At 74.1% G+C, this 19,275-nt stretch carries 14 protein-coding genes; 5 read left to right on the forward strand and 9 right to left on the reverse strand.

The window, feature by feature from the left end; all coding sequences use genetic code 11:
• From K7862_RS35615 to K7862_RS35630, 4 genes are all read left to right on the forward strand, one after another.
• Window positions 1–538: LAETG motif-containing sortase-dependent surface protein (locus K7862_RS35615; RefSeq protein ID WP_222969644.1), on the forward strand; the 538-nt coding region annotated here is incomplete at its 5' end.
• 677 nt (window positions 539–1,215) lie between these two features.
• On the forward strand, window positions 1,216–2,880 hold the full coding sequence (ettA, locus tag K7862_RS35620; RefSeq protein ID WP_222969646.1) for an energy-dependent translational throttle protein EttA: 1,665 nt from the start codon (window positions 1,216–1,218) through the stop codon (window positions 2,878–2,880).
• A complete protein-coding gene (locus tag K7862_RS35625) occupies window positions 2,880–3,305 on the forward strand; it encodes an acyl-CoA thioesterase (RefSeq protein WP_222969648.1) in 426 nt (141 codons plus the stop codon). The genes ettA and K7862_RS35625 overlap by 1 nt, the downstream gene beginning before the upstream one ends.
• Window positions 3,302–4,033: a DUF8185 domain-containing protein gene (locus K7862_RS35630; RefSeq protein ID WP_222969650.1), complete on the forward strand. Its 732-nt coding sequence runs from the start codon at window positions 3,302–3,304 to the stop codon at window positions 4,031–4,033. Before K7862_RS35625 ends, K7862_RS35630 begins: the two co-directional genes overlap by 4 nt.
• Window positions 4,034–4,245: 212 nt before the next feature.
• Here the strand turns inward: K7862_RS35630 and K7862_RS35635 are convergent, their stop codons facing one another.
• The 4 genes from K7862_RS35635 to K7862_RS35650 all read right to left on the reverse strand — a co-directional run bounded on the left by K7862_RS35635 (window position 4,246) and on the right by K7862_RS35650 (window position 12,327).
• Window positions 4,246–5,313 (reverse strand): ABC transporter ATP-binding protein, encoded by a 1,068-nt coding sequence (locus tag K7862_RS35635; RefSeq protein ID WP_222969652.1) that lies wholly within the window; start codon window positions 5,311–5,313, stop codon window positions 4,246–4,248.
• On the reverse strand, window positions 5,310–8,381 hold the full coding sequence (locus K7862_RS35640) for an FtsX-like permease family protein (RefSeq protein WP_222969654.1): 3,072 nt from the start codon (window positions 8,379–8,381) through the stop codon (window positions 5,310–5,312). Before K7862_RS35640 ends, K7862_RS35635 begins: the two co-directional genes overlap by 4 nt.
• Window position 8,382: 1 nt before the next feature.
• Entirely contained in the window at window positions 8,383–11,754 is a 3,372-nt protein-coding gene (locus tag K7862_RS35645; RefSeq protein ID WP_222969656.1) for an ABC transporter permease, read from the reverse strand.
• Between the two features lie 168 nt (window positions 11,755–11,922).
• Window positions 11,923–12,327, reverse strand: a complete 405-nt coding sequence (locus K7862_RS35650) for a globin (protein ID WP_308012362.1) — start codon at window positions 12,325–12,327, stop codon at window positions 11,923–11,925.
• 94 nt (window positions 12,328–12,421) lie between these two features.
• On the opposite strand from K7862_RS35650, the gene K7862_RS35655 reads away from it, so the two are divergent.
• Entirely contained in the window at window positions 12,422–13,318 is an 897-nt protein-coding gene (locus tag K7862_RS35655; RefSeq protein ID WP_222969660.1) for a methyltransferase domain-containing protein, read from the forward strand.
• A gap of 78 nt (window positions 13,319–13,396) precedes the next feature.
• On the opposite strand, the gene K7862_RS35660 is transcribed toward K7862_RS35655, so the two are convergent.
• From K7862_RS35660 to K7862_RS35680, 5 genes are all read right to left on the reverse strand, one after another.
• Window positions 13,397–14,098, reverse strand: coding sequence for an N-acyl homoserine lactonase family protein (locus K7862_RS35660; RefSeq protein WP_222969662.1), 702 nt, complete (start codon window positions 14,096–14,098; stop codon window positions 13,397–13,399).
• Between the two features lie 96 nt (window positions 14,099–14,194).
• Window positions 14,195–15,391, reverse strand: coding sequence for an FHA domain-containing protein (locus K7862_RS35665; RefSeq protein ID WP_222969663.1), 1,197 nt, complete (start codon window positions 15,389–15,391; stop codon window positions 14,195–14,197).
• A 68-nt stretch (window positions 15,392–15,459) separates the two neighbouring features.
• Window positions 15,460–16,791, reverse strand: a complete 1,332-nt coding sequence (locus tag K7862_RS35670) for a vWA domain-containing protein (protein ID WP_222969665.1) — start codon at window positions 16,789–16,791, stop codon at window positions 15,460–15,462.
• A 57-nt stretch (window positions 16,792–16,848) separates the two neighbouring features.
• Window positions 16,849–18,246, reverse strand: coding sequence for a PP2C family protein-serine/threonine phosphatase (locus K7862_RS35675; RefSeq protein ID WP_222969667.1), 1,398 nt, complete (start codon window positions 18,244–18,246; stop codon window positions 16,849–16,851).
• 3 nt (window positions 18,247–18,249) lie between these two features.
• The coding region (locus tag K7862_RS35680; RefSeq protein ID WP_222969669.1) for a tetratricopeptide repeat protein at window positions 18,250–19,275 on the reverse strand (1,026 nt) is incomplete at its 5' end.

The raw sequence follows: 19,275 nt of genomic DNA on the forward strand, positions 1-19,275 counted from the left end.
TGCCTTCTCCGCGATCAACACGTCCAGCCAGTCGCAGATCCTCGCCGGTTCCGACAGCACCACGGTGACCGCGGCGGCGGCCCTGTCGTGGGCGAAGAAGGGTCCGATACCGGCCCTGTCGGCCCAGGTCGTGTGCTCGAAGCACGGGGTCGAGGTGACGGCCTCCAACCAGGGCGACGAGGACTTCACCTTCCAACTGGAGGGCCGGAGCTACACCATCGCTGCGGGGAAGTCGCAGACGATCACCGTTCCGGTCGCCGAGGACCAGAAGTACAAGATCGACATCACTCTGCCCAACGGCAAGGTGAAGACGTTCGAGGGCGTGCTGGACTGCCAGACCGCGAGCTCGCCCGCGCCGAGCACGCCGGCCCCGGCGCCCAGCCAGTCGCCCAACGGCAGCACCGGCAAGAACCTCGCCGAGACCGGGAGCAGCAGCGCCACCCCGGTGATCGCGGGCGTGGCCATCGCGCTCGTGGTGCTCGGTGGCGGCGCGGTCTTCTTCGTCCGCCGCAAGAAGAACTCCACCTCCGCGCAGTGATCCTCTGACTCCCGTCCCCTCCCGGTCCCGGCATCCCGCCGGGACCGGGACGGACGGGGTACCGGGTTCCGTGCCGATCGGACCCTGAAGGCGGTCAGGACCCCCAAGCCCCGCCCCCGTCCCTGGCGCACCCGTCTGCAGGGAAACTGAACATTCTGCGTGCTGGCCCCGCGCCCGTCTGCGGGGCGAACGAGGGCCGATCCGGTGCGGGCGCGGGGCGGGCCGGTGGGAGCAGGCGAGCGCGGGAGGTCGGGAAGTGGACAGCCCCGGAAGCTGAGCGCGGGCGGTGGCCCGGGATTGCGACAGGGCTCCCTGGGGATCTACACCGTATGTACCGACATCACATCGCAGGGCTCCCGAGAGCTGTTCGAAACCGATGACCCATGGGCGGCGGCGGCCTGCCTGGCGCGGATCGTCGCCGAGCTGAGGTTCGGCGGCGGCGCCTGAGGGTCGAGGGCCTCTGCGAGAAGGGGCTCAAGCACCCGCCGGGCCGTCCCCGGCCTTGGGACGACAGGCGGTCACGGGAGGGCAGGCCCGGGAGTGCAGGTCAGAGGGGCGGGGCGAGGCGGGGGAGTACCCATTCGCCCCCATGGGTGGACGTACGGCAAGATGGGGTGTATCTGCCCTCACGCGGCGGAGCCGCACATTGGCCCTTCTCGATTGCCGGACGGTTTCTCTTGGCTGAGTACATCTACACGATGCGCAAGACGCGCAAGGCGCACGGCGACAAGGTCATCCTCGATGACGTGACGCTGAGCTTCCTGCCCGGCGCGAAGATCGGTGTGGTCGGCCCCAACGGCGCCGGTAAGTCCACCGTGCTCAAGATCATGGCCGGTCTGGAGCAGCCGTCGAACGGAGACGCCTTCCTGTCGCCCGGCTACAGCGTCGGGATGCTGCTGCAGGAGCCGCCGCTGGACGAGTCCAAGACGGTCCTGGAGAACGTGCAGGACGGAGTCGCGGACACCAAGGCGAAGCTTGACCGGTTCAACGAGATCGCCGAGCTGATGGCGACCGACTACTCCGACGAGCTCCTCGACGAGATGGGCAAGCTCCAGGAGCAGCTCGACCACTCCAACGCGTGGGACCTGGACGCGCAGCTGGAGCAGGCCATGGACGCGCTGGGCTGCCCGCCCGGTGACTGGCCGGTCACCAACCTGTCCGGTGGTGAGCGGCGCCGCGTGGCACTGTGCAAGCTGCTGCTGGAGGCGCCCGACCTGCTGCTGCTCGACGAGCCCACCAACCACCTGGACGCCGAGTCCGTGCAGTGGCTGGAGCAGCACCTGGCGAAGTACCCGGGCACCGTCGTCGCCGTCACCCACGACCGGTACTTCCTGGACAACGTGGCGCAGTGGATCCTCGAGCTCGACCGCGGCCGGGCGATCCCCTACGAGGGCAACTACTCCACCTACCTGGAGAACAAGGCCTCCCGCCTGAAGGTCGAGGGCCAGAAGGACGCCAAGCGGCAGAAGCGCCTCAAGGAGGAGCTGGAGTGGGTCCGCTCCAACGCCAAGGGGCGGCAGGCCAAGTCCAAGGCGCGTCTGGCCCGCTACGAGGAGATGGCGGCCGAGGCCGACAAGATGCGGAAGCTGGACTTCGAGGAGATCCAGATCCCGCCGGGCCCGCGTCTGGGTTCGGTCGTCGTCGAGGTCGAGCACCTGTCGAAGGCGTTCGGGGAGAAGGTGCTGATCGACGACCTGTCGTTCACGCTGCCCCGTAACGGCATCGTCGGCGTCATCGGCCCCAACGGCGCCGGCAAGACCACGCTGTTCAAGATGCTGCAGGGCTTGGAGCAGCCGGACTCCGGCTCGATCAAGGTCGGCGAGACGGTCAAGATCTCCTACGTCGACCAGGGCCGGTCCAACATCGACCCGAAGAAGACGCTGTGGGCCGTGGTCTCGGACGAGCTGGACTACATCAACGTCGGCCAGGTCGAGATGCCGTCGCGGGCCTACGTGTCGGCCTTCGGGTTCAAGGGCCCGGACCAGCAGAAGCCGGCCGGGGTGCTCTCCGGCGGTGAGCGCAACCGCCTGAACCTGGCGCTGACCCTCAAGCAGGGCGGCAACCTGCTGCTCCTCGACGAGCCGACCAACGACCTCGACGTCGAGACGCTGTCCTCGCTGGAGAACGCGCTGCTGGAGTTCCCCGGTGCGGCCGTGGTCGTCTCCCACGACCGGTGGTTCCTGGACCGGGTCGCCACGCACATCCTCGCCTACGAGGGTGAGTCCAAGTGGTTCTGGTTCGAGGGCAACTTCGAGTCGTACGAGAAGAACAAGGTCGAGCGGCTCGGCCCGGACGCCGCCCGTCCGCACCGCGCCACCTACCGGAAGCTGACGCGCGGCTGATGGCACGCCACATCTTCCGCTGCCCGCTGCGCTGGGCGGACATGGACGCCTTCGGGCACGTCAACAACGTCGCCTTCCTGCGGTACCTGGAAGAGGCGCGGATCGACTTCATGTTCCGCCTGGCGCCGGGGGAGGGCAGCGCGTCCTTCACCGGCGGTTCGGTGGTGGCCCGGCACGAGATCGACTACCTGCGTCCGCTGGTCCACCGCCACGAGCCGGTGGTCATCGAGACGTGGGTGACGGACATCAAGACCGCGTCCATGACCGTCCGTTACGAGGTCAAGGACGAGGACGCCCTCTACGCGCGGGCGTCCACGATCGTGGTGCCGTACAACCTGGCCAAGAAGCAGCCGCGGCGGATCACCCCGGAGGAGAAGGAGTTCCTGGAGAAGTTCCGGGACGACGAGGGGATCGTGGCCGCATGACGGTGCGGCTCGCCCTCGCCGGGGATCCGGACGTCGTACGGGCGGGGGAGGCGGAGCTCTCCGCCTTCCTCGGCCGGCTGATCCGCTGGGACAGGACGGCCGTGGTGCGGCTGCGTTCCGACGAGGGCGAGCCCGCCCTCGGGGTCTTCGGGCAGCCGCCGTTCGGCGGCGTGCTCGCCGTCAAGAGCGTCGCGCTCGGCGGCCCGGGCATCGCGGTGCCGGTCGATGCCACGGTGTCGGCCGGCGAACTGCTGGAGGCACTCGCCGAGGCCGCGGCCGGCGGCGAGTTCGGGGTCCCCGCGTCGGTGACCGGGCCCGCCTGGGCCGGGCTGCTGCCGCCGCGCGGCGGCTGGCACCGTGACGCCGTGCTCGAACCCGCCCTGGTGCGGGAGGCGGCGGCGCGCACGGTCGCGGAGTTCCGTTCGCGTACCGAGGCGCTGGTCCCGGAGCAGCGGACCCGGGCCGAAATGGACGCTCTCGCCGAGGAGTTGTGGACCCGTCCGCTGGCCGGCCCCGCCCGCGGGGTCACCCTGCGCGTCGTCCACGCCGCCCACGCCCTCGGGTTCCTCCAGCCGGGCGCCTCCGGCGGACAGTCCGACGAGCAGATCGCCGTGCTGTCGGCGGGACCGTGGCTGCGCCTGCGCACCGGCTACGGCTCGGTGGCCATGCGCAGCAGTCAGTCCGCCGCGTCCGGCCTCACCGTCTCGCCGCGCCCCGCGACCGCCTGACCCGAGTCAGCACCCGTACCCCCACTCGTATCCACATCCGTACCCGCAGCCGGGCGGCACCGGCCCGACCGTCGTGGCCCGCCGCCCGGCGACCCCGCCGGACCTGGACACGAGCCGCGCGGCGCCCCTGGACATGACCCGCCCGGCCGCCCGGTGACACGATCAGCCGTCCGGGCCGGTCCTGAGCGAGCACCCCGGCCAGCCGGCGCCCCTCAGTCCTGCCGCTCCGCCTTCCCCTCGCCCGAGCGGCGGTCCGGCCACACCCCGATGTGGTCGGTCTCCAGCTCCAGCAGCACCCGGGAACGGATCTCCAGCGTGTCGGTGTAGTCGCGGGGGAGCTGCAGCCGTCCCGCCCGGTCGACCGTGGCGTACTCCCTGGCCACCACCGACTCCTGGCCGTGCTCGTCGACCTCGGTGTGCCGTACGACCTCGGAGGCGGTGCGGCCGTCGCGGATGGCGACCGTACGCCGCACCGCGTCGGCCACCGCGTGGTCGTGGGTGACGACGACGACCGTGGTGCCCAGCTCCTCGTTGGCCGTGCGGAACGAGGCGAAGACCTGCTCACCGGTGGCCGAGTCGAGCTCGCCGGTGGGCTCGTCGGCCAGCACGACGGACGGGTTGTTGGCGAGGGCCACCGCGATGGCGGCCCGCTGCTGCTCACCGCCGGACATCTGCCCGGGGTGCCGGTCGTGGCAGTAGCCGACGCCCAGCATGTCCAGCAGCTCGGTGGCCCGCGCGGCGCGCTGCCGTTTGGCCCGGAAGCTGCCGCCGCGTCCGGCGAGCTGCATGGGCAGCACGACGTTCTGCGCGGCCGTGAGGTAGGGGAGCAGGTTGCGGGCGGTCTGCTGCCAGACGAAGCCGACGACCTCCCGCCGGTAGCGCAGCCGGGACGCGGCGTCCATGGACAGCAGGTCGTAGCCGCCGACCGAGGCCGCACCGGCGGTGGGGACGTCCAGCCCGGCGAGGATGTTGAGCAGCGTCGACTTGCCGCTGCCTGAGGCCCCCACCAGGGCCATCAGCTCGCCCTTGTTGACGAGCAGGTCGAGACCCTGCAGGGCCTGCACCTCGACGCCGTCCGCCGTGAAGATCCGCACCAGCCGGTCGCAGCTGATGAGCGCGTCCTCGCCGTACGCCGGCCGCTGCCGCCGCTCCGCGACCTGCCGCTCCAGCTCCGCGAGGCTGCGCACCGCACCGCCGCGCGCGCCCGCGTCGCCGCTGCCGCCGCCGGTCACCTCGTCCGTCCCCTGCCGCACCGCGTCCTCGCCGCCTTCGCCGCTCATGTCCGGTCCCCCGCTCTCAGTTCCTGGCTCTCTCGCCGCCGCCCGCTCACCCACACCTGCGCGATCAGCACCACGCAGGCCAGTACCACCAGCCCCACCGACGGCAGGGCCAGGGACCACGGGTCGGCGTGCAGGCCGAGCCCGAAGTCGACCGGAGCCAGGGACCGCGGCCCGGTCCCGAAGGTCAGCGCCCGCAGGTCGACGCCCGGACCGAGCAGCGGGATCACCGCCAGCCCGACCAGCACACCGCCGACCGCGGCCAGCAGCGCCTGCGGCAACATCTCCAGCAGCACCAGCCGCCGCGACTGCCGCCGCGTCATGCCCATCGTGCGCAGCCGGGCCAGCAGCGTGGACCGCTGCGGTGCCGCCTGCAGCAGGGATAGGAGCAGCGCCAGCGCGCTGTACGCGGCCCCGGCCGCCACCGCCCACAGGTAGATGATGCGGGCGCCGTGCTGCAGTGCCGTGTCCGACATGGCGGCCCGTTGCTCGGCGCGGGTCAGCACGCTCACCAGGGTCGTGCTGTGCTCGGCCACCTTGTGCAGGGCCGCCGTGTCGATCTGCCGGCCGGGGGCGGCCATCGCCAGCAGGGCCGTCGGGCCCAGGTACTGCCGGTAGGCGGCCATCTCCGGGTGGGTGGCGCCCAGCTGGTCGGAGGAGACGATGATGAAGTTGTCGCCGGGCGCGGCCGGCGTCGTCGTCAGCGTGGCGGCCCGGCGGATGTCGATCGCGCCGACCCCTGTGTTGATCTGCGTCGTCTTGGCGCCCAGCGCCGTCGCCAGCTTCGGCGACAGCACCGCGGGCAGCGGCCCCGAGCCGTGCCAGCCGCGATAGACCGACGCGGGGAAGGAGGGCAGCCCGATCTCCCGGGTCAGCTTCCCGTAGTCGTCCGGAGTGACGACCACCAGCGACCAGGGCAGGGGGAACAGCGTGTTGGGGCTGTTGTTCTCCACCCTCGCGGTGACGACGTGACCGACACCGGGCACCTTCCGTACCTGGTCGGGGAGTTGCCGTGCGAGCGCGGCCAAGTCGTTCTGGGCGTCGATCCGGGCGTCCGCCCCGACCGTGGCGGTCGCCGCCCGGTCCCGGCCGTGGTCGATGCCCGCCAGCACCGAGCCGCCGAACGAGGCGACGGTGAGCGACACCAGCATGGCCAGCAGCGGCAGTTGGTTGGAGGCCGGGGTACGTCCGGCCCGGGCCAGGCCCAGGTGGGCGACCGCGCCTCTCAACCGCCCGGTGGGCCGGGCCAGCAGCCGGAGCGGCAGCGGGTACACCCGCAGCAGGATCAGAGCGGCGGCGATCGCGACCAGCACGGGCGCGGCCGCGAGGAAGGGATCGTCGCCGTGGTCCGTGCCGCGCTGCCGCAGGGCGACCACCGCGCCGACCACCAGGACGGCGACGGTCAGTTCGGCGACCAGCCGGCGCCGCGACGGCTTGAGCGCCGTCACGTCCTCACGGGCGGCGGGCCGCGGTCTGCGCACCGCCCAGGCCGCCCGCATCGGCAGGGCCAGCAGCGCCACCAGCGTCACGACGGCGCCCAGCAGCACCGGCAGCACCCAGCGCTCGGTCGGCAGCAGCACCAGGGCCAGCAGGGTGCCCGCGATGCCTCCGGGCAGCGCCGCGGCGGCGGTCTCGCCGGCCAGCCGCCGTCCGATGCCGCGCAGCGAACCGCCGCGCGAACGCAGCAGCGCGATCTCGGCGCGCCGCCGCTCCGCGGCCAGCCCGCCGGCCATCAGCAGCACCGCAGCCGCCGTCGTGCCCACGCCGATGGCCGCGATCAGCACCAGCGGCGCCGCGGCCTTGCGGTCGGTGGTGAACTCGTCGAACAGCGCGCCGACCGTGGTCTCCACGCGGACGTTCGACTGGGTGTCGGTCTGCAGGGCGACCGAGAGCGGCCCGCTGTCGAACGACGACAGCTCCTGCTGCTCCGCGGGGATGTCGTGTGCCGCCAGCACGGCGGTGTCCATCGGGTGGTGCCAGTACAGGTTGACGCTCAGGCCGAGCCGCGGGATCGTCCCGGTCGCCGTGAAGTCGACCAGCACGGTGAAGTGCCAGTAGGTCTTGGGCTCGTCGCCGGGCGGGGTCAACGGCGTGGTCAGGTGAGGGGCGAGCAGGTCGCCGTCCTCGTTCCAGTAGGCCGCCTTCGGGTCGCGGGGGACGCCGATGCCGACGATGCGCACGGCCACCGTGGTCGGCGACGTGCTGCTCAGGTGCACGACCTGACCGATCCTCAGGTGCAGGACCTGCGCCATCTTCTGGGTGACGACGCCCTCGATCGACGTGGCCCCGGCCGACTGGACCGGACGCGGCAGCCGCCCGGACAAAATCCGCAGGTGGCTGGGCAGGTCCCGTTGCGAGACGAGAGAGGCGGCCGGGTCGTGGGAGGAGGTCCGCGGCACCTCGGGGTCGGTCACGTCGGCCTCGGCCGAGGAGCGCATGCCGATGACCGTCTGGTCTCTCAGCAGCCGGATCGGCGGGCTGACCAGGGCCTGGAACTCCTGCTCCACCGTGTCCATGCGGTCCATCGACGGGCCGATGTCGCCGGCTTCCGTGCCGCCGGGGGTGTAGGAGTCCGCGAGGGACACACCGCGGTCGCGCACCTGCGCGCTCAGCACGCTCCGGCGCAGCGCGGTGTTCTCGTACCGGTCGACGGCGCGGGGGAGTGCGGCGGCCAGCAGTGCGGTGACCAGCACCAGGAGGCAGGTCGCCACCGCCGCGGCCGGTGCGGCGCGCAGCCTGACCCGCACCCAGGCCAGTCCGCTCCCGCGGCCCTGCCCAGTGGCGTTGCCTTCAGCGGCGCCGCCTTCAGCACCGTTGTCTTCAGCGTCGTTGCCCCGCGTGCCGTTGCCTTCCGTGCCGGCGTTCCCGCCGCCGTCCGCACTGCCCCCGGGGTCCGTCCCGTCCGCACCGTTCACGTGCGCGGAATCCCCCGCCGCCTCGTCCGCCGGGCGCCGGGCCCGCGCCTGGGCCGGAATCGGAATCCCGGCCCCCTCCGTGCCGTGCGCCGGCTTCTGCCCGTCCGGCTTCTGCTCGTGCGGCCGCTGCCCGTCCGGCCTCTGCTCGTCCGCCATCTCAGTCCTCCCCCTGGCGCCGCAGCGCCGACGCCGGATCGCCACGCCGCAGCGCCGTGGCCAGGACCACCAGCAGCGGCACGATCAGCACCACCGCGAGCAGCTGGGCCAGCGGCCCCACCGGCATCTCGACCCGCAGGTCCGGCACCGGCCGGGTGGCCTGCGAGGTCAGCACGATCAGCGGTGTCACCAGCCGCGTCAGCAGCGCTCCCAGCACCACACCGACGATCAGTGAGATCACCACCAGCAGCCCCTGCTCGGCGGCGATCATGCGGGCCAGCTTGCGCCGTGGCGCCCCCAGCGCGCGCAGCACGGCGAACTCGCCGTTGCGTTCGCGGATGGCGCCCACGGCGCTCACCGCGAAGCCGACCGCCGCGAGCACGGCGGCCGCGATCACCGCCGCCGGCAGCGCCGACTGCGGACCCGCGCCCAGCGGGTCGGCCCGGAGTTCGTCCGCGGACTCGTCCCGCACCATCACGGTGTCGACGTCCGTGCGGCTGCGCAGGGCGGCCGCGACCTTCGCGCTGTCGCCGGGCCTGACGGCCAGCCACCACTCGCTGGGCTCGAGGGTGAGGCCGCCGTTCGCCTTCAACACCGCGTCGACGGCCCGGAGGTCCAGCAGCAGCGCGCCCGCGGACTTGGACTCGTCGTCGCCGGCCACGGCTGTTCCGGACGGCTGCACGTTGTAGACGTCGTCCCCGGTGCCGGGCATCGCCTTCACCGCGGCGGTGATCTTGACGAAGGTGTCGACGCCGTTGAGCTGCACCTGCACGCGGTCCCCGACCTTCGCGTCGACCGCCTTGAGGTAGGAGTCGGTGGCGATGCCGGCCAGCGCGGGGGCCGGAGGGGTGGGCGCCTGCATGTGCACGCTCACCGACGGGACGCTGGACCACGGGTACTGCGGGGTGAAGGTCACGTTCCCGGTGGCGTAGCGCAGCGCCAGCACGGTCGGGCCGCCGATCTGCGGTTCGGACGAGCTGGGTCCCACCTTGCCCGGCTGGTTGCCCATGCTGAGGTCGTCGAAGTTCGAGTCCACCGTCCACTCCCGGCCGGCCGGCACCGTCAGCGGCTTCGTGGCGCCCTCCGCGCCGGTCACCCGCGCGTCGCGGAGGGTCAGCGCGCCGTTCTCGGCCTGTGCGGAAGGGACGTCGTAGACCAGGTTCAGGGCGGTGATCCGCAGCGGTCCGGCCGCGGAGCCGTGCGGGCCGGCCTGGGCGGCGAGGTCGAGGGTGACGGGGTGCGGGAGCCCGTCGCCCAGGATGTCGCCGACGGCGGCCTGGTAGTCGATGCCCTCGGCGTCGGTCACGGTGGCGAGCAGGTGGTCGGTCACCGGCTCGGCGAGCGGGCGTCCGGTCTTCGCCGCGGTGACCTTCAGCGTCGCCGTGAACGTCACCTGGCGGGTGTCCTCGGGCAGCGTCACGCCGTCGTCGTGCTGCCCGACCCCGGCGTAGAGGGGCTTCATCAGGTCCGCGGTCGTGCGGCCCTCGGTCAGGTCGGAACGGAAGTGCATGGCCTGGCCGGCCCGCTGGGCGTCGATGATCAGGGCGGTGGCGTGCCGCTGCTGGGTCAGCAGCAGTTCCTGCCGGTTCGCGGGCGCGGCCGCGGTGATGCCGGGCACGGAGGCGAAGATGCCGGCCTGGCCGAACGGCGGGGTCGTCATGCCGGTGACGCGGAGGTCCGAGCCGACCGAGAAGTCCGCCTGGTCGTGCTGCGAACGGTCCCAGCTCGCGCCCTGCCCGATGGCGAACATGCCCATGGCGACGGCCAGCACCAGCAGCAGCGCGGCGCCCGCGCCGCGGCGGGGCCGCCGGGCGAGCTGCCAGCCGGCCAGGGCGAGCGCGAGGCCGCGGCCGCGGGCGGCCCGCCGCTCGCCGAGCTTCGCGACCAGTGGCAGCACGCGCAGCACCAGCACGGTGCCGGCCAGCAGGCACAGCGCGGGGGCGGCGACCAGCACCGGGTCGATGCCGAGGGTGCCGCCGGTGGTGGCGCTGAGCGCGCCGCCGCCCGAGGCCCTCTGCCGGAGCTGCCAGAAGGCCACGCCCGCGAGCACCAGGAGCGCGATGTCCCCGCCCGCCTGCAGCACGCCGGGCACCGCCCCGCGCCGGCCGCGGGCGGCGAAGGACCCGCCGGACCGCAGGGCCGGCGTCACGACCGCGAAGGCGCAGGCCAGGGCGGCGCACAGGGCGACGAGCCAGGCGGAGGCGCCGCCGGCGCCGCTCAGGCTCACTCCCGTGCGGGCCATCGCCCCGGTCCCGGCCAGCAGATTGGTGACGGGACCGGCGAGGAGCGGCGCGATCACGGCCGCGGGCACCGCCAGCAGCAGCGCCTCGACCACCGCCAGCCGCCCGACCCGTGCGCGGGATCCGCCGCGGGCCCGCAGCAGTGACGTTTCCCCGGCACGTTCCTCCGTGAGCAGCTGCGCGACCAGCAGCAGCGCGAAGCCGGCCAGGATCACCAGCTGCAGCGCGCCGATCAGCAGCGTGGAGCGGGTGACCAGCATGCTGCGGCGCAGCGCCTCCAGCAGGTCGGGCAGGCTGCTCTGCGACTGCGTCTGCGCGGTGGCCTCGTCGTCGTGCAGGTTCTCCAGCGTCTGGTTCACCGACTGCTCGATGGACCCCATGCGGGATGTCGTCGCCCCGCGGAAGTCGCCCGCGGCCTGCCAGGCCATGTTCGCGGCGGCCACCCGGCCGGAGGCGAAGGTGCCGCCGTCGACGAGCAGCGGCCCGTACGTGGTGAAGGCCAGGGTGTGCACCCCGCGCCCGTCCAGCGGGTCGAGGTGCCAGTACGGGGAGGCGGGGTCGGCCGGACGGAAGACGCCGGTGACGCGGATCCGCAGCGGGGGGCCGCCCAGGCGGTCGGCGAGCGTGACGGCCCGGCCGGGCGTGATCTTCAGGGGCTGGGCGGCGGCCTGGGGCATGGCCACCTGCACCTCGCCGGAGCCCTTGGCCGCCGCCGCGGGCCAGGTGCCGGAGACCAGCGTCATCCGCGACCGGTCGAAGGAGGCCAGCAGGGTGAGGTCCGGGTCGGTGGTCTTGAGCGCGTTCGCGGGCCGCAGGGAGAACGGCAGGCCGTACGGCCCGGACTGCGTGCTGCTGAACACCTTCGCGGGGAGCCCGGCGAAGGAGCCGGTCAGCTGCTTGCGCACCGCGGCGTCCAGCGGGCCGGGGTCGGTGCCGCCGACGTCCGCGTGCACCTCGACGGTGGAGCGGTCGGCCGCCTGGTGCTCCAGGGTGCGGCGCAGTGCCGCGTCCCCGATCGCCCCGGTGAAGGCCGTGAAGACGGCCAGCGCGCTCGTGGTGAGCACCACCGTCAGTGCGGCGGCGGCCAGCAGCAGCCGGTGGGCGCGGACACGCAGCAGTACGAACCCGGTCACCAGTGTTCCCCCCCGTTCTCTTGCTGACCGGATGCTCTCAAAACAGGGGGGTGTGGTGAAGTGGCGGAGATTGTCGCAATGCGATCGTGACCGACCGCTGTGCGGACATTCCTCCGCGGCCGGTCGCACGGCCGGTCCCAGGCTGGTACTGGCGGCTGAAAGGGCAGGTCAGCCCGGCGTGTTCACCATCGAGGCGGCCGCATACACCAGGTAGTCCCAGAGTTGCTGCTCGTGAGCGGGGTCCAGCTCCAAGGCGTCGACGGCCGCGCGCATATGGCGCAGCCAGGCGTCGTGCGCGGCTTTGTCCACCTTGAACGGCGCGTGGCGCATCCGCAGCCGGGGGTGGCCGCGCTCGTCGCTGTACGTGCGGGGACCGCCCCAGTACTGCATCAGGAACAGCCGCAGCCGCTCCTCGGCCGGGCCCAGGTCCTCCTCCGGGTACATCGCCCGCAGTTCGGGGTCCTCCGCCACGCCCTGGTAGAAGAGGTGCACCAGCCGGCGGAAGGTCTCCTCACCGCCCACCAGCTCGTAGAACGTCTGCTGTTGCAGCGTGCCGCGCGGGATCTCATTCACCTCTCTATCGTCGCAGACGGCGCGGCGGACCATACCGCCGTCCCGAAGGGCCGTCCGCTTCCTACCCGCGGGGGCCCGGGCGCACGATGGAGGCATGGCCGGGGCCGCGGACGAAGCCGGGTACGACGACCGCCAGCAGGCGGCCGCGCGGATGCTGCGGGCCCGGATGGTGCGGCGCATCGTCGCGGGCGGCGGTCTCACCGACCCGGCCTGGCGGGCGGCGTTCACCGAGGTGCCGCGGCATGTGTTCGTGCTCGGCTACGGCCTGGACGAGCTGCCCGAGGACGCCCTCGATCCGGGCAGCCGGCTGCGGCGGCTCGCCTCGGCGTACGCGGACCGGCCGATCGCCACCCATGTGGTCGCGGGGGAGCTGGTGTCCTCCAGCAGCCAGCCCTCGCTGATGGCGCGGATGTGCGAGGCACTGGACGTGCGGGACGGCCACCGGGTGCTGGAGATCGGCGCGGGCACCGGCTACAACGCGGCGCTGCTGGCACACCGGCTGGGCCCGGACGCGGTCACCACCATCGACCTCGACGAGGAGATCACCGCGGCGGCCCGCGCGCACCTGGACGCCTACGGCACACCCGCCGCCCGCTCGGTGGCCGTCGTCACCGGCGACGGCGCGCTCGGGCACGCGCCGCGCGCTCCGTACGACCGGATCGTGGTCACCTGCGCCGTGCCCGCGATCCCCCAGGCCTGGCTGGCGCAGTGCCGTCCGGGCGGGCTGGTGCTCGCGCCCGTCGCCACGGGGCTCGCCGCGCTCACCGTGCACGGGCCGGAGCGGGCCGAGGGGCGGTTCCTGCACACGCCCGCGTACTTCGTGGCGCTGCGCGGCTCCCGGGCCGGCCGTGCGCAGGCGCGGGTCGGGGACGAGCTGTTCAGCGGGCGGCATCCCGATCGCGCCCGCTACGGGATCAGCGTGGACGGCGCCCGCCAGTGGCTGTGGCGCGACGACCCCCGGGGCCCGCACACCTGGGACCTCGACGGCTGACGCCTCCGGGGCCGCCGTGAGGCCGACGGCGCGTGCCGCGCGCCCTGGCGGGGTCGTGCGCCGGACAGCGCGCCCGCCTCAGCCGGCCGGCTCCCACACGGACGCGTCGTGCGCGAACAGCACCCGGCGGGGGTCGAACTCCAGCAGCCGCCGCGGCCATGCGTCGGATTCCGGCAGCGGCGGCCGAGCGCCGCTGGCGGCCGCGGTGCCGGCCAGCCGGGCCGCGGCGAAGTCCGAGGCCGAGGCGTGGGTCTGCCCGGCGAGGATCACCGTGCCGTCGGGGCGGCGCACCACCAGTGACTGGTGGCCCGCGGTGTGGCCGGGCGTCGGGATCACCCACAGGCCCGGCCGGATCTCGGCCTCGCCCGGCAGTTCCTCGTAGGCGGCGCCGGCGAAGTCCACCAGGTGCCCGGGGGTGTGCTCGCCGCCGCGCACCAGGGCCATCTCCGCGGCCTGCACCAGGATCGGGGTGCCCGCGAAGAGCGGGTTCCCGCCGATGTGGTCGAAGTGCAGATGGCAGTTGACGACCACCGAGACGTCCGACGGCTCCGCACCGGCCGCGGCCAGCGCCTCCGGCAACGGGCGCCGGTACGGCCGGTAGTGCGCGTCGGTCTCCGGGTCGGCGGTGCCGATGCCGGTGTCGAAGAGCAGCAACTCGCCGTCGTGACGCACCAGATAGGCCAGCGCGGGTTCCACGCGCGGCGCACCGTCGGCCGTCTCGGACCCCGGCCGGATGAACCAGCCCAGGTTCAGGCGGCGGACCGCCGGCTGCTCTGCCATGGACAGGGGCCTCCTTCACAAGCGGCGAGCCGTGCTGGTCATCCGTGCGGGTGCGCGGCGGGACGGTCCGGCGTGCGGGACCGAACCGGTCGGCGGTCAGTTCCGTTTGACGGTGATCGTCGTCCACGCGCCCACGTGCACGCGGTCGCCGTCGGCGAGCGGCACCGGCGTGTACGGGCGGATCGGCTCCTCGGCGAGGTTCACGGTGGTGCCGTTGGTGGAGTCCTGGTCGACCACCGCCCAGCCGCCGTCGGGCTGCTGGACCAGCACCGCGTGCTTGTGGGACACCCCGGGGTCCTCCGGGGCGCGGGACAGGTCGATGTCCGGCGCCTCGCCGGTGCTGTGGCGGCGGCGGCCGATGGTGATCTGGTTGCCGGTCATCGGCACCTGCAACTCGGGCGAGAACGCCGGGAAGTACAGGCCGTGCGACTCCGGCCCGCTGCGGGCCATCATCGCGGTGAAGTACTCGCGGTCGGTGGCGACCACCGCCGTCCAGGCCGTGCCGCGCGCCTGCTGGAAGGGCTGGGAGGGCTGGAAGGGCTGGGAGGGCTGGGACGGCACCACCGTCGGCACTGAGGACGGCGCCTGGGACACGGAGGTCGCCGCGGAGGACGCGCCGGAGCCGGGCGCCGGCCGCTGGGCCGGGGTGGAGGGCGGATCGAGCAGGAAGTCGCCCGATCCCGAGGCCAGCGTGACCGACTCCGAAGGGACCGGCTCCGCGGGCCGGTTGATCTGCGAGGGACGCGAACGCTGCGACTCGTAGCGCTGGTAGGGCGGATAACCGGGCGCGGTCGGCGGGACGGCGGGCGGCGGAACGGCGGCCGGGGGAGCGCCCGCCGGGGGCATCCCGGTGGACGCCTCGGACGCCGCCGGCACCCCGGGGGAGTGGGCGGCGGACGGCGGCACGCCAGGACCGGGCCGCGGGACGGACAGGGGCGGGAACCCGGACGGCATCCCGCCGTGCTGCGGCCCGGGCGGCGGAGCCGACGCCGAACGCGTACGGAAGTTGTAGCGGCACTCCTCGCAGAACAGCGCGGTGCCCTCACGCGGCGTGCCGCACTGCGGGCACAGTTCGGCCACCGCCGTCGGCTCGCCCTCGAAACCGGGCGGCGAGGGGGAGGCCGGCGGCGCCGAGGCGGGCGACGCCGACGACGAGGAGTACGACGACGAATACGACGAGGACGGGCGTGAACCGTGACCCGGCGCGGGCGCGGCGGGCGGGCTCATCCGCATCCCGCAGACCTCGCACCAGTCGTCGGTTCCCGACTGGTGTCCGTTCGGACAGATCGGCATGGCACCGGCTCCCCTCCACCCCCCGGGGGCGGATCCACAGGTCGTGCGCGAGCACTACGGCCCGTCGGCTACTTCTTCACGCGCACGGTCTTCGTCGACCGTGTCTCCAGCGTCATCTCGTCGGCGTCGGCGACCCTGGCCTTCAGCCGCACAGTACCGCTCGCCGCGTCGACCACGTCGACGACCTTGGCCAGCAGTTTGGCGGTGTCCTCGTTGCCCGAGGCGCTGGCCAGCTGCACCGCGCGGCCCAGCTTGGCGGTCGCGCTGTCCAGGTCGCCGGCCTTGCGGGCCTCCAGGCCCTGCTGGATCACCTGGGCCAGCTCGGCCTGCCCGGTGTAGTGGGCGACCTGCGGGCTGATCCGGGTGGAGGCGGCCATGTCGTCGGTCCACACCGCCCGCACCAGCCCCTGGGCCAGCGCCTCCGGGGCGCCGCCGGGCTGTGGCAGCATCAGCGACAGCCGGGCGGCCAGCATCTCCTGGCCGACGCCGGCGGCCGGCACCCGGACGCACACGTGGTAGTCGCGGGACTCGTCGCCCCACGAGCCCGTGGGGTAGTCGCCGGCCCGCGGACCGGACTCCGTACGGCGGGCGGAGAGGTCCGCCACGGTGGGCGCCACCTGCTTGACGAAGGCGATCTCGGCGCCCTGCGGGGTCCACAGGCGCAGGGCGACGTCCGCGACCTCCTTGCCCATGGCGTTCTCCATCATCGACTGGAAGTCGGCGGCCAGGCCCTCCGGGTCGGCGACGATGTCCACCGAGCCGAGCAGCGCGGACGCGATGCCGGTCAGCTCCTTGACCTCCCAGTCGGTGCCCACGCCGCGCGCGTCGCAGGTGAACCGGCCGGCGCAGGCGGCCAGCGCGGCCCGCAGGTCCTCCGGCTTCTCGTGCTCGTTGCGGCCGTCGGTGAGCAGGATGCCGTGCCGGATCGCCACGTCGTGGCCGGCCAGCAGGCGGTCGGCCAGCTTCAGCCAGGTGCCGATGGCGGTCCCGCCGCCCGCGGTCAGCTTGCGCAGCGACTGCTTGGCCTGCGCGCGGGTGGCCGGATCGGCTGTCGCCAGGCCGCCGTCGGCCGGGTAGACCTCACGCGCCTGGTGCGTCCCGGCGACGACCGCGAAGGCGACGCCGTCGCGCAGGGTGTCGATCGCCGCGGCCGTGGCGTCGCGGGCGTTGCGCATCTTGGTCGGCGGGTAGTCCATCGAGCCCGAGCAGTCGACCATGACGACGACGCCCGCGTCCGGCGCCGGCGTCCCGCCGTCCAGCGGCCTGCCCCCGGACGTGCCGCCGCCGGTCGCGGTGACCGTGACGATCGCGTTGACCTCCCGGCCCCCCTCGGGCAGGTACTCGTTCTGGTAGACGTCGACCGAGAACTGCGGCACGTTCGACTTGGAAAACTTCGGCATCGCCAACCCCGTTCGTGAAGCCCTCTGCCTGCCCTGCCCCCCCGGCGTCCTGATCGGTCAGGCGGAGGGGAATCCTGCCCGCGACACGGCCGCCGGGAACGGCAGCACGGCGACTGTTACGTTGTCGTGGCCGCCGCCGTCCAGCGCCAGGCCGAGCAGGGCCCGGGCGCTCGCCAGCGGCCGCGAACGGGCGTCGGCCGGAACGGCGTCCGCCATGTCCGTCGCGGACTCGGCGTAGTTCCACAGCCCGTCGGTGCACACCACGATCACCCCCGGCTCGTCCGGCTGGAAGGCCGCGACGTGAGGGTCGACCTCGACCGCGTCCGCGCCCAGCCAGCCGGTGATGGCGTGGGCGCGCGCGTCGGCGTACGCCTCGGCCTCGGACATCAGTCCGGCGGCGACCATCCGGGCCGCCCACGAGTCGTCCTCGGTGAGCCGCGCCGGCGGACGGCTGCGGTCGTCGGGGATCCAGTAGGCACGGCTGTCACCGATCCAGCCGACGGTGAAGACCGGGCCGGTCACCACGGCGCTCACGCAGGTGCAGGCCGGGGCGTTGTGGTGCACCCGCCCGTCGGTGGGCGGCTCCTCGTCGGCGAGCGCGGTGACGGCCTCGAACGCGGCCATGAGGGCGCCGTGCATCGCCTCCTTCGCGTTCGCCCCGCGCTCCAGCGCGCCCAGCAGCGACTCGCTGCCGGCAACCGCCGCGGCGGCCGAGGCGTCGTCGGGCCGGTAGGCGGTGGACACGCCGTCGCACACGACCGCGGACACCGCGGGGCTGCCGTCGGGCAGCGACGCGGCGGCGATGGCGAAGGCGTCCTCGTTGCGGTGGTGCCGCAGCCCCCGGTCGCTGACCGCCGCGACGCCCTCCAGTTCCTTCTCCTGGTGGTCGCGCTGGCGGGGCTGGGCGTGGCCGCAGTGCTCGCAGTAGCCGTCGTCGTCCACGCCGCCGACGCCGCAGGCCACGCACACCGGGCCGCTCTCGGCGGTGGCCGCGGCGGCGGGTTCCTCTTCGCGCGGGTCGGCGAGCCGGGAGGGCGCGCCGAGGACGAGGGTGTCCCCGCTACCGCCGGTGTCCGCGCCGCCGTCGGCGTTCGCGGCCGCCTCCTGACCCGGGTCGTCCGCGGCCGCACCGGAGGTTCCCGGGGGAGCGGCGGCCGTCGCGCCCGGTGGCGCGAGCCGGAAGGCGTCGGGGTCGCCGTCCCCGGCCGCGTGGCCGGGGGTGCCGTCGCCGGGGGTGCCGTCGCCGGCGGAGGCAGCGGCGGCGGCGGACGGCTCGCCGGCCCGCTGGGCCCCGACGGGTGTGCCGGGGGCGCGGCCCGCGGGAGCCGGGGCCGAGACGTCATGGCCGCAGTGGCCGCAGAAGCGGTCCTCGGCGTCGAGGGGTTCGGCGCACACCGGGCAGACCGCGGGGATCGCGGGAGCCGCGGAGGGGGCCGACTCGGGCAGTGGTGGCATGTGTTACACCCAGGTCCTGGGGCGGAAGCGGTTGGCGCGCTCCACCAGTTCGATCCTCGCACCGTCCTCGCGGGCGAGCCGGGCCAGCACCCGGTACGAGCGTTCCAGGCCGAACCGCAGCCCGCGCTCGCTGAGTTCGGCACCGAGGACACCCTGGCCCGCTCCCGACGGTACGCCCGCCGGGACCCCGGCGGGTGCGCCGACACGGCCGGCGAGCACCCAGTCCAGTGCGCTGCCGAGCACCTCGGTGGCCAGCTGCTCGCGCCGGTCGGTGTCCAGACCCTGCCGCTGCAGCGCCTCCACCTGCACCGCGGCGGCCCGCAGGTCCGGCAGCAGGGACTCCTGCGGCGACCGGTCCCGCAGCCGGGCCCTGATCGCCGCCACGCGTGCCGCGGTGAAGTGGATCGACGACTCGGGCACCGACTCCAGCGCCCGGACGGCGCGTTCGCGGTCCCCGGACTTCAGGAGCACCCGTGCGAGCCCGAACGCGGCGCTGACGTAACTCTGGTCGGTCGTCCACACCAGCCGGTAGTACTCGGCGGCGTTGTCGAGCTGGCCGAGCACCTCCGCGCACACGCCCAGCGCCAGCTTCGGCGCGGGCTCGCCCGGGAAGGCGTCGTAGACGGCGTCGAAGCTGAGCGCGGCCGTGCCGTTGTCGCCGGCGCACAGGGCGGTGAGGCCGCGGTGCCACACCACCCGCCAGTCGTCGCCGTCGGCCGCGTCGTCGCCGAGGGAGTGCAGCACCTGCCGGGCGCCCTCGCGGTCACCGAGTTCGAGGCGGGCGCGCAGCTCGCGCAGCCGCTTCTCCGGCGAGTCGGCGGGCGCGGAGGCCAGCGCCGCGACGAGTTCGGCCGGCGCGGCCGCCGAAAGCCCGGCGAGGAAGCCCGCGTTGGGGTCGGCTGGGTCGGCGTGCGGCACGGGCAGCGCCAGGGCGGCGCCGGCCGGGTCGAGCCGCGACATCGCCGGGGCGCCGCGGCCCCAGGCCGCCGTCGCGTGGCCCGCCGGCGCGGGCGTGTACTGCGCGGGGAC

This window comes from Actinacidiphila acidipaludis (genome assembly GCF_019890725.1).
GTDB lineage: Bacteria > Actinomycetota > Actinomycetes > Streptomycetales > Streptomycetaceae > Actinacidiphila > Actinacidiphila acidipaludis.

Excerpts from the sequence above, each read along its gene's own strand:
- K7862_RS35625 (WP_222969648.1), top strand. The coding sequence starts at position 2,880 with ATGGCACGCCACATCTTCCGCTGCCCGCTGCGCTGGGCGGACATGGAC.
- K7862_RS35630 (WP_222969650.1), top strand. The coding sequence starts at position 3,302 with ATGACGGTGCGGCTCGCCCTCGCCGGGGATCCGGACGTCGTACGGGCG.
- K7862_RS35635 (WP_222969652.1), bottom strand. The coding sequence starts at position 5,313 with ATGAGCGGCGAAGGCGGCGAGGACGCGGTGCGGCAGGGGACGGACGAG.
- K7862_RS35640 (WP_222969654.1), bottom strand. The coding sequence starts at position 8,381 with ATGGCGGACGAGCAGAGGCCGGACGGGCAGCGGCCGCACGAGCAGAAG.
- K7862_RS35655 (WP_222969660.1), top strand. The coding sequence starts at position 12,422 with ATGGCCGGGGCCGCGGACGAAGCCGGGTACGACGACCGCCAGCAGGCG.
- K7862_RS35660 (WP_222969662.1), bottom strand. The coding sequence starts at position 14,098 with ATGGCAGAGCAGCCGGCGGTCCGCCGCCTGAACCTGGGCTGGTTCATC.
- K7862_RS35665 (WP_222969663.1), bottom strand. The coding sequence starts at position 15,391 with ATGCCGATCTGTCCGAACGGACACCAGTCGGGAACCGACGACTGGTGC.
- K7862_RS35670 (WP_222969665.1), bottom strand. The coding sequence starts at position 16,791 with ATGCCGAAGTTTTCCAAGTCGAACGTGCCGCAGTTCTCGGTCGACGTC.
- K7862_RS35675 (WP_222969667.1), bottom strand. The coding sequence starts at position 18,246 with ATGCCACCACTGCCCGAGTCGGCCCCCTCCGCGGCTCCCGCGATCCCC.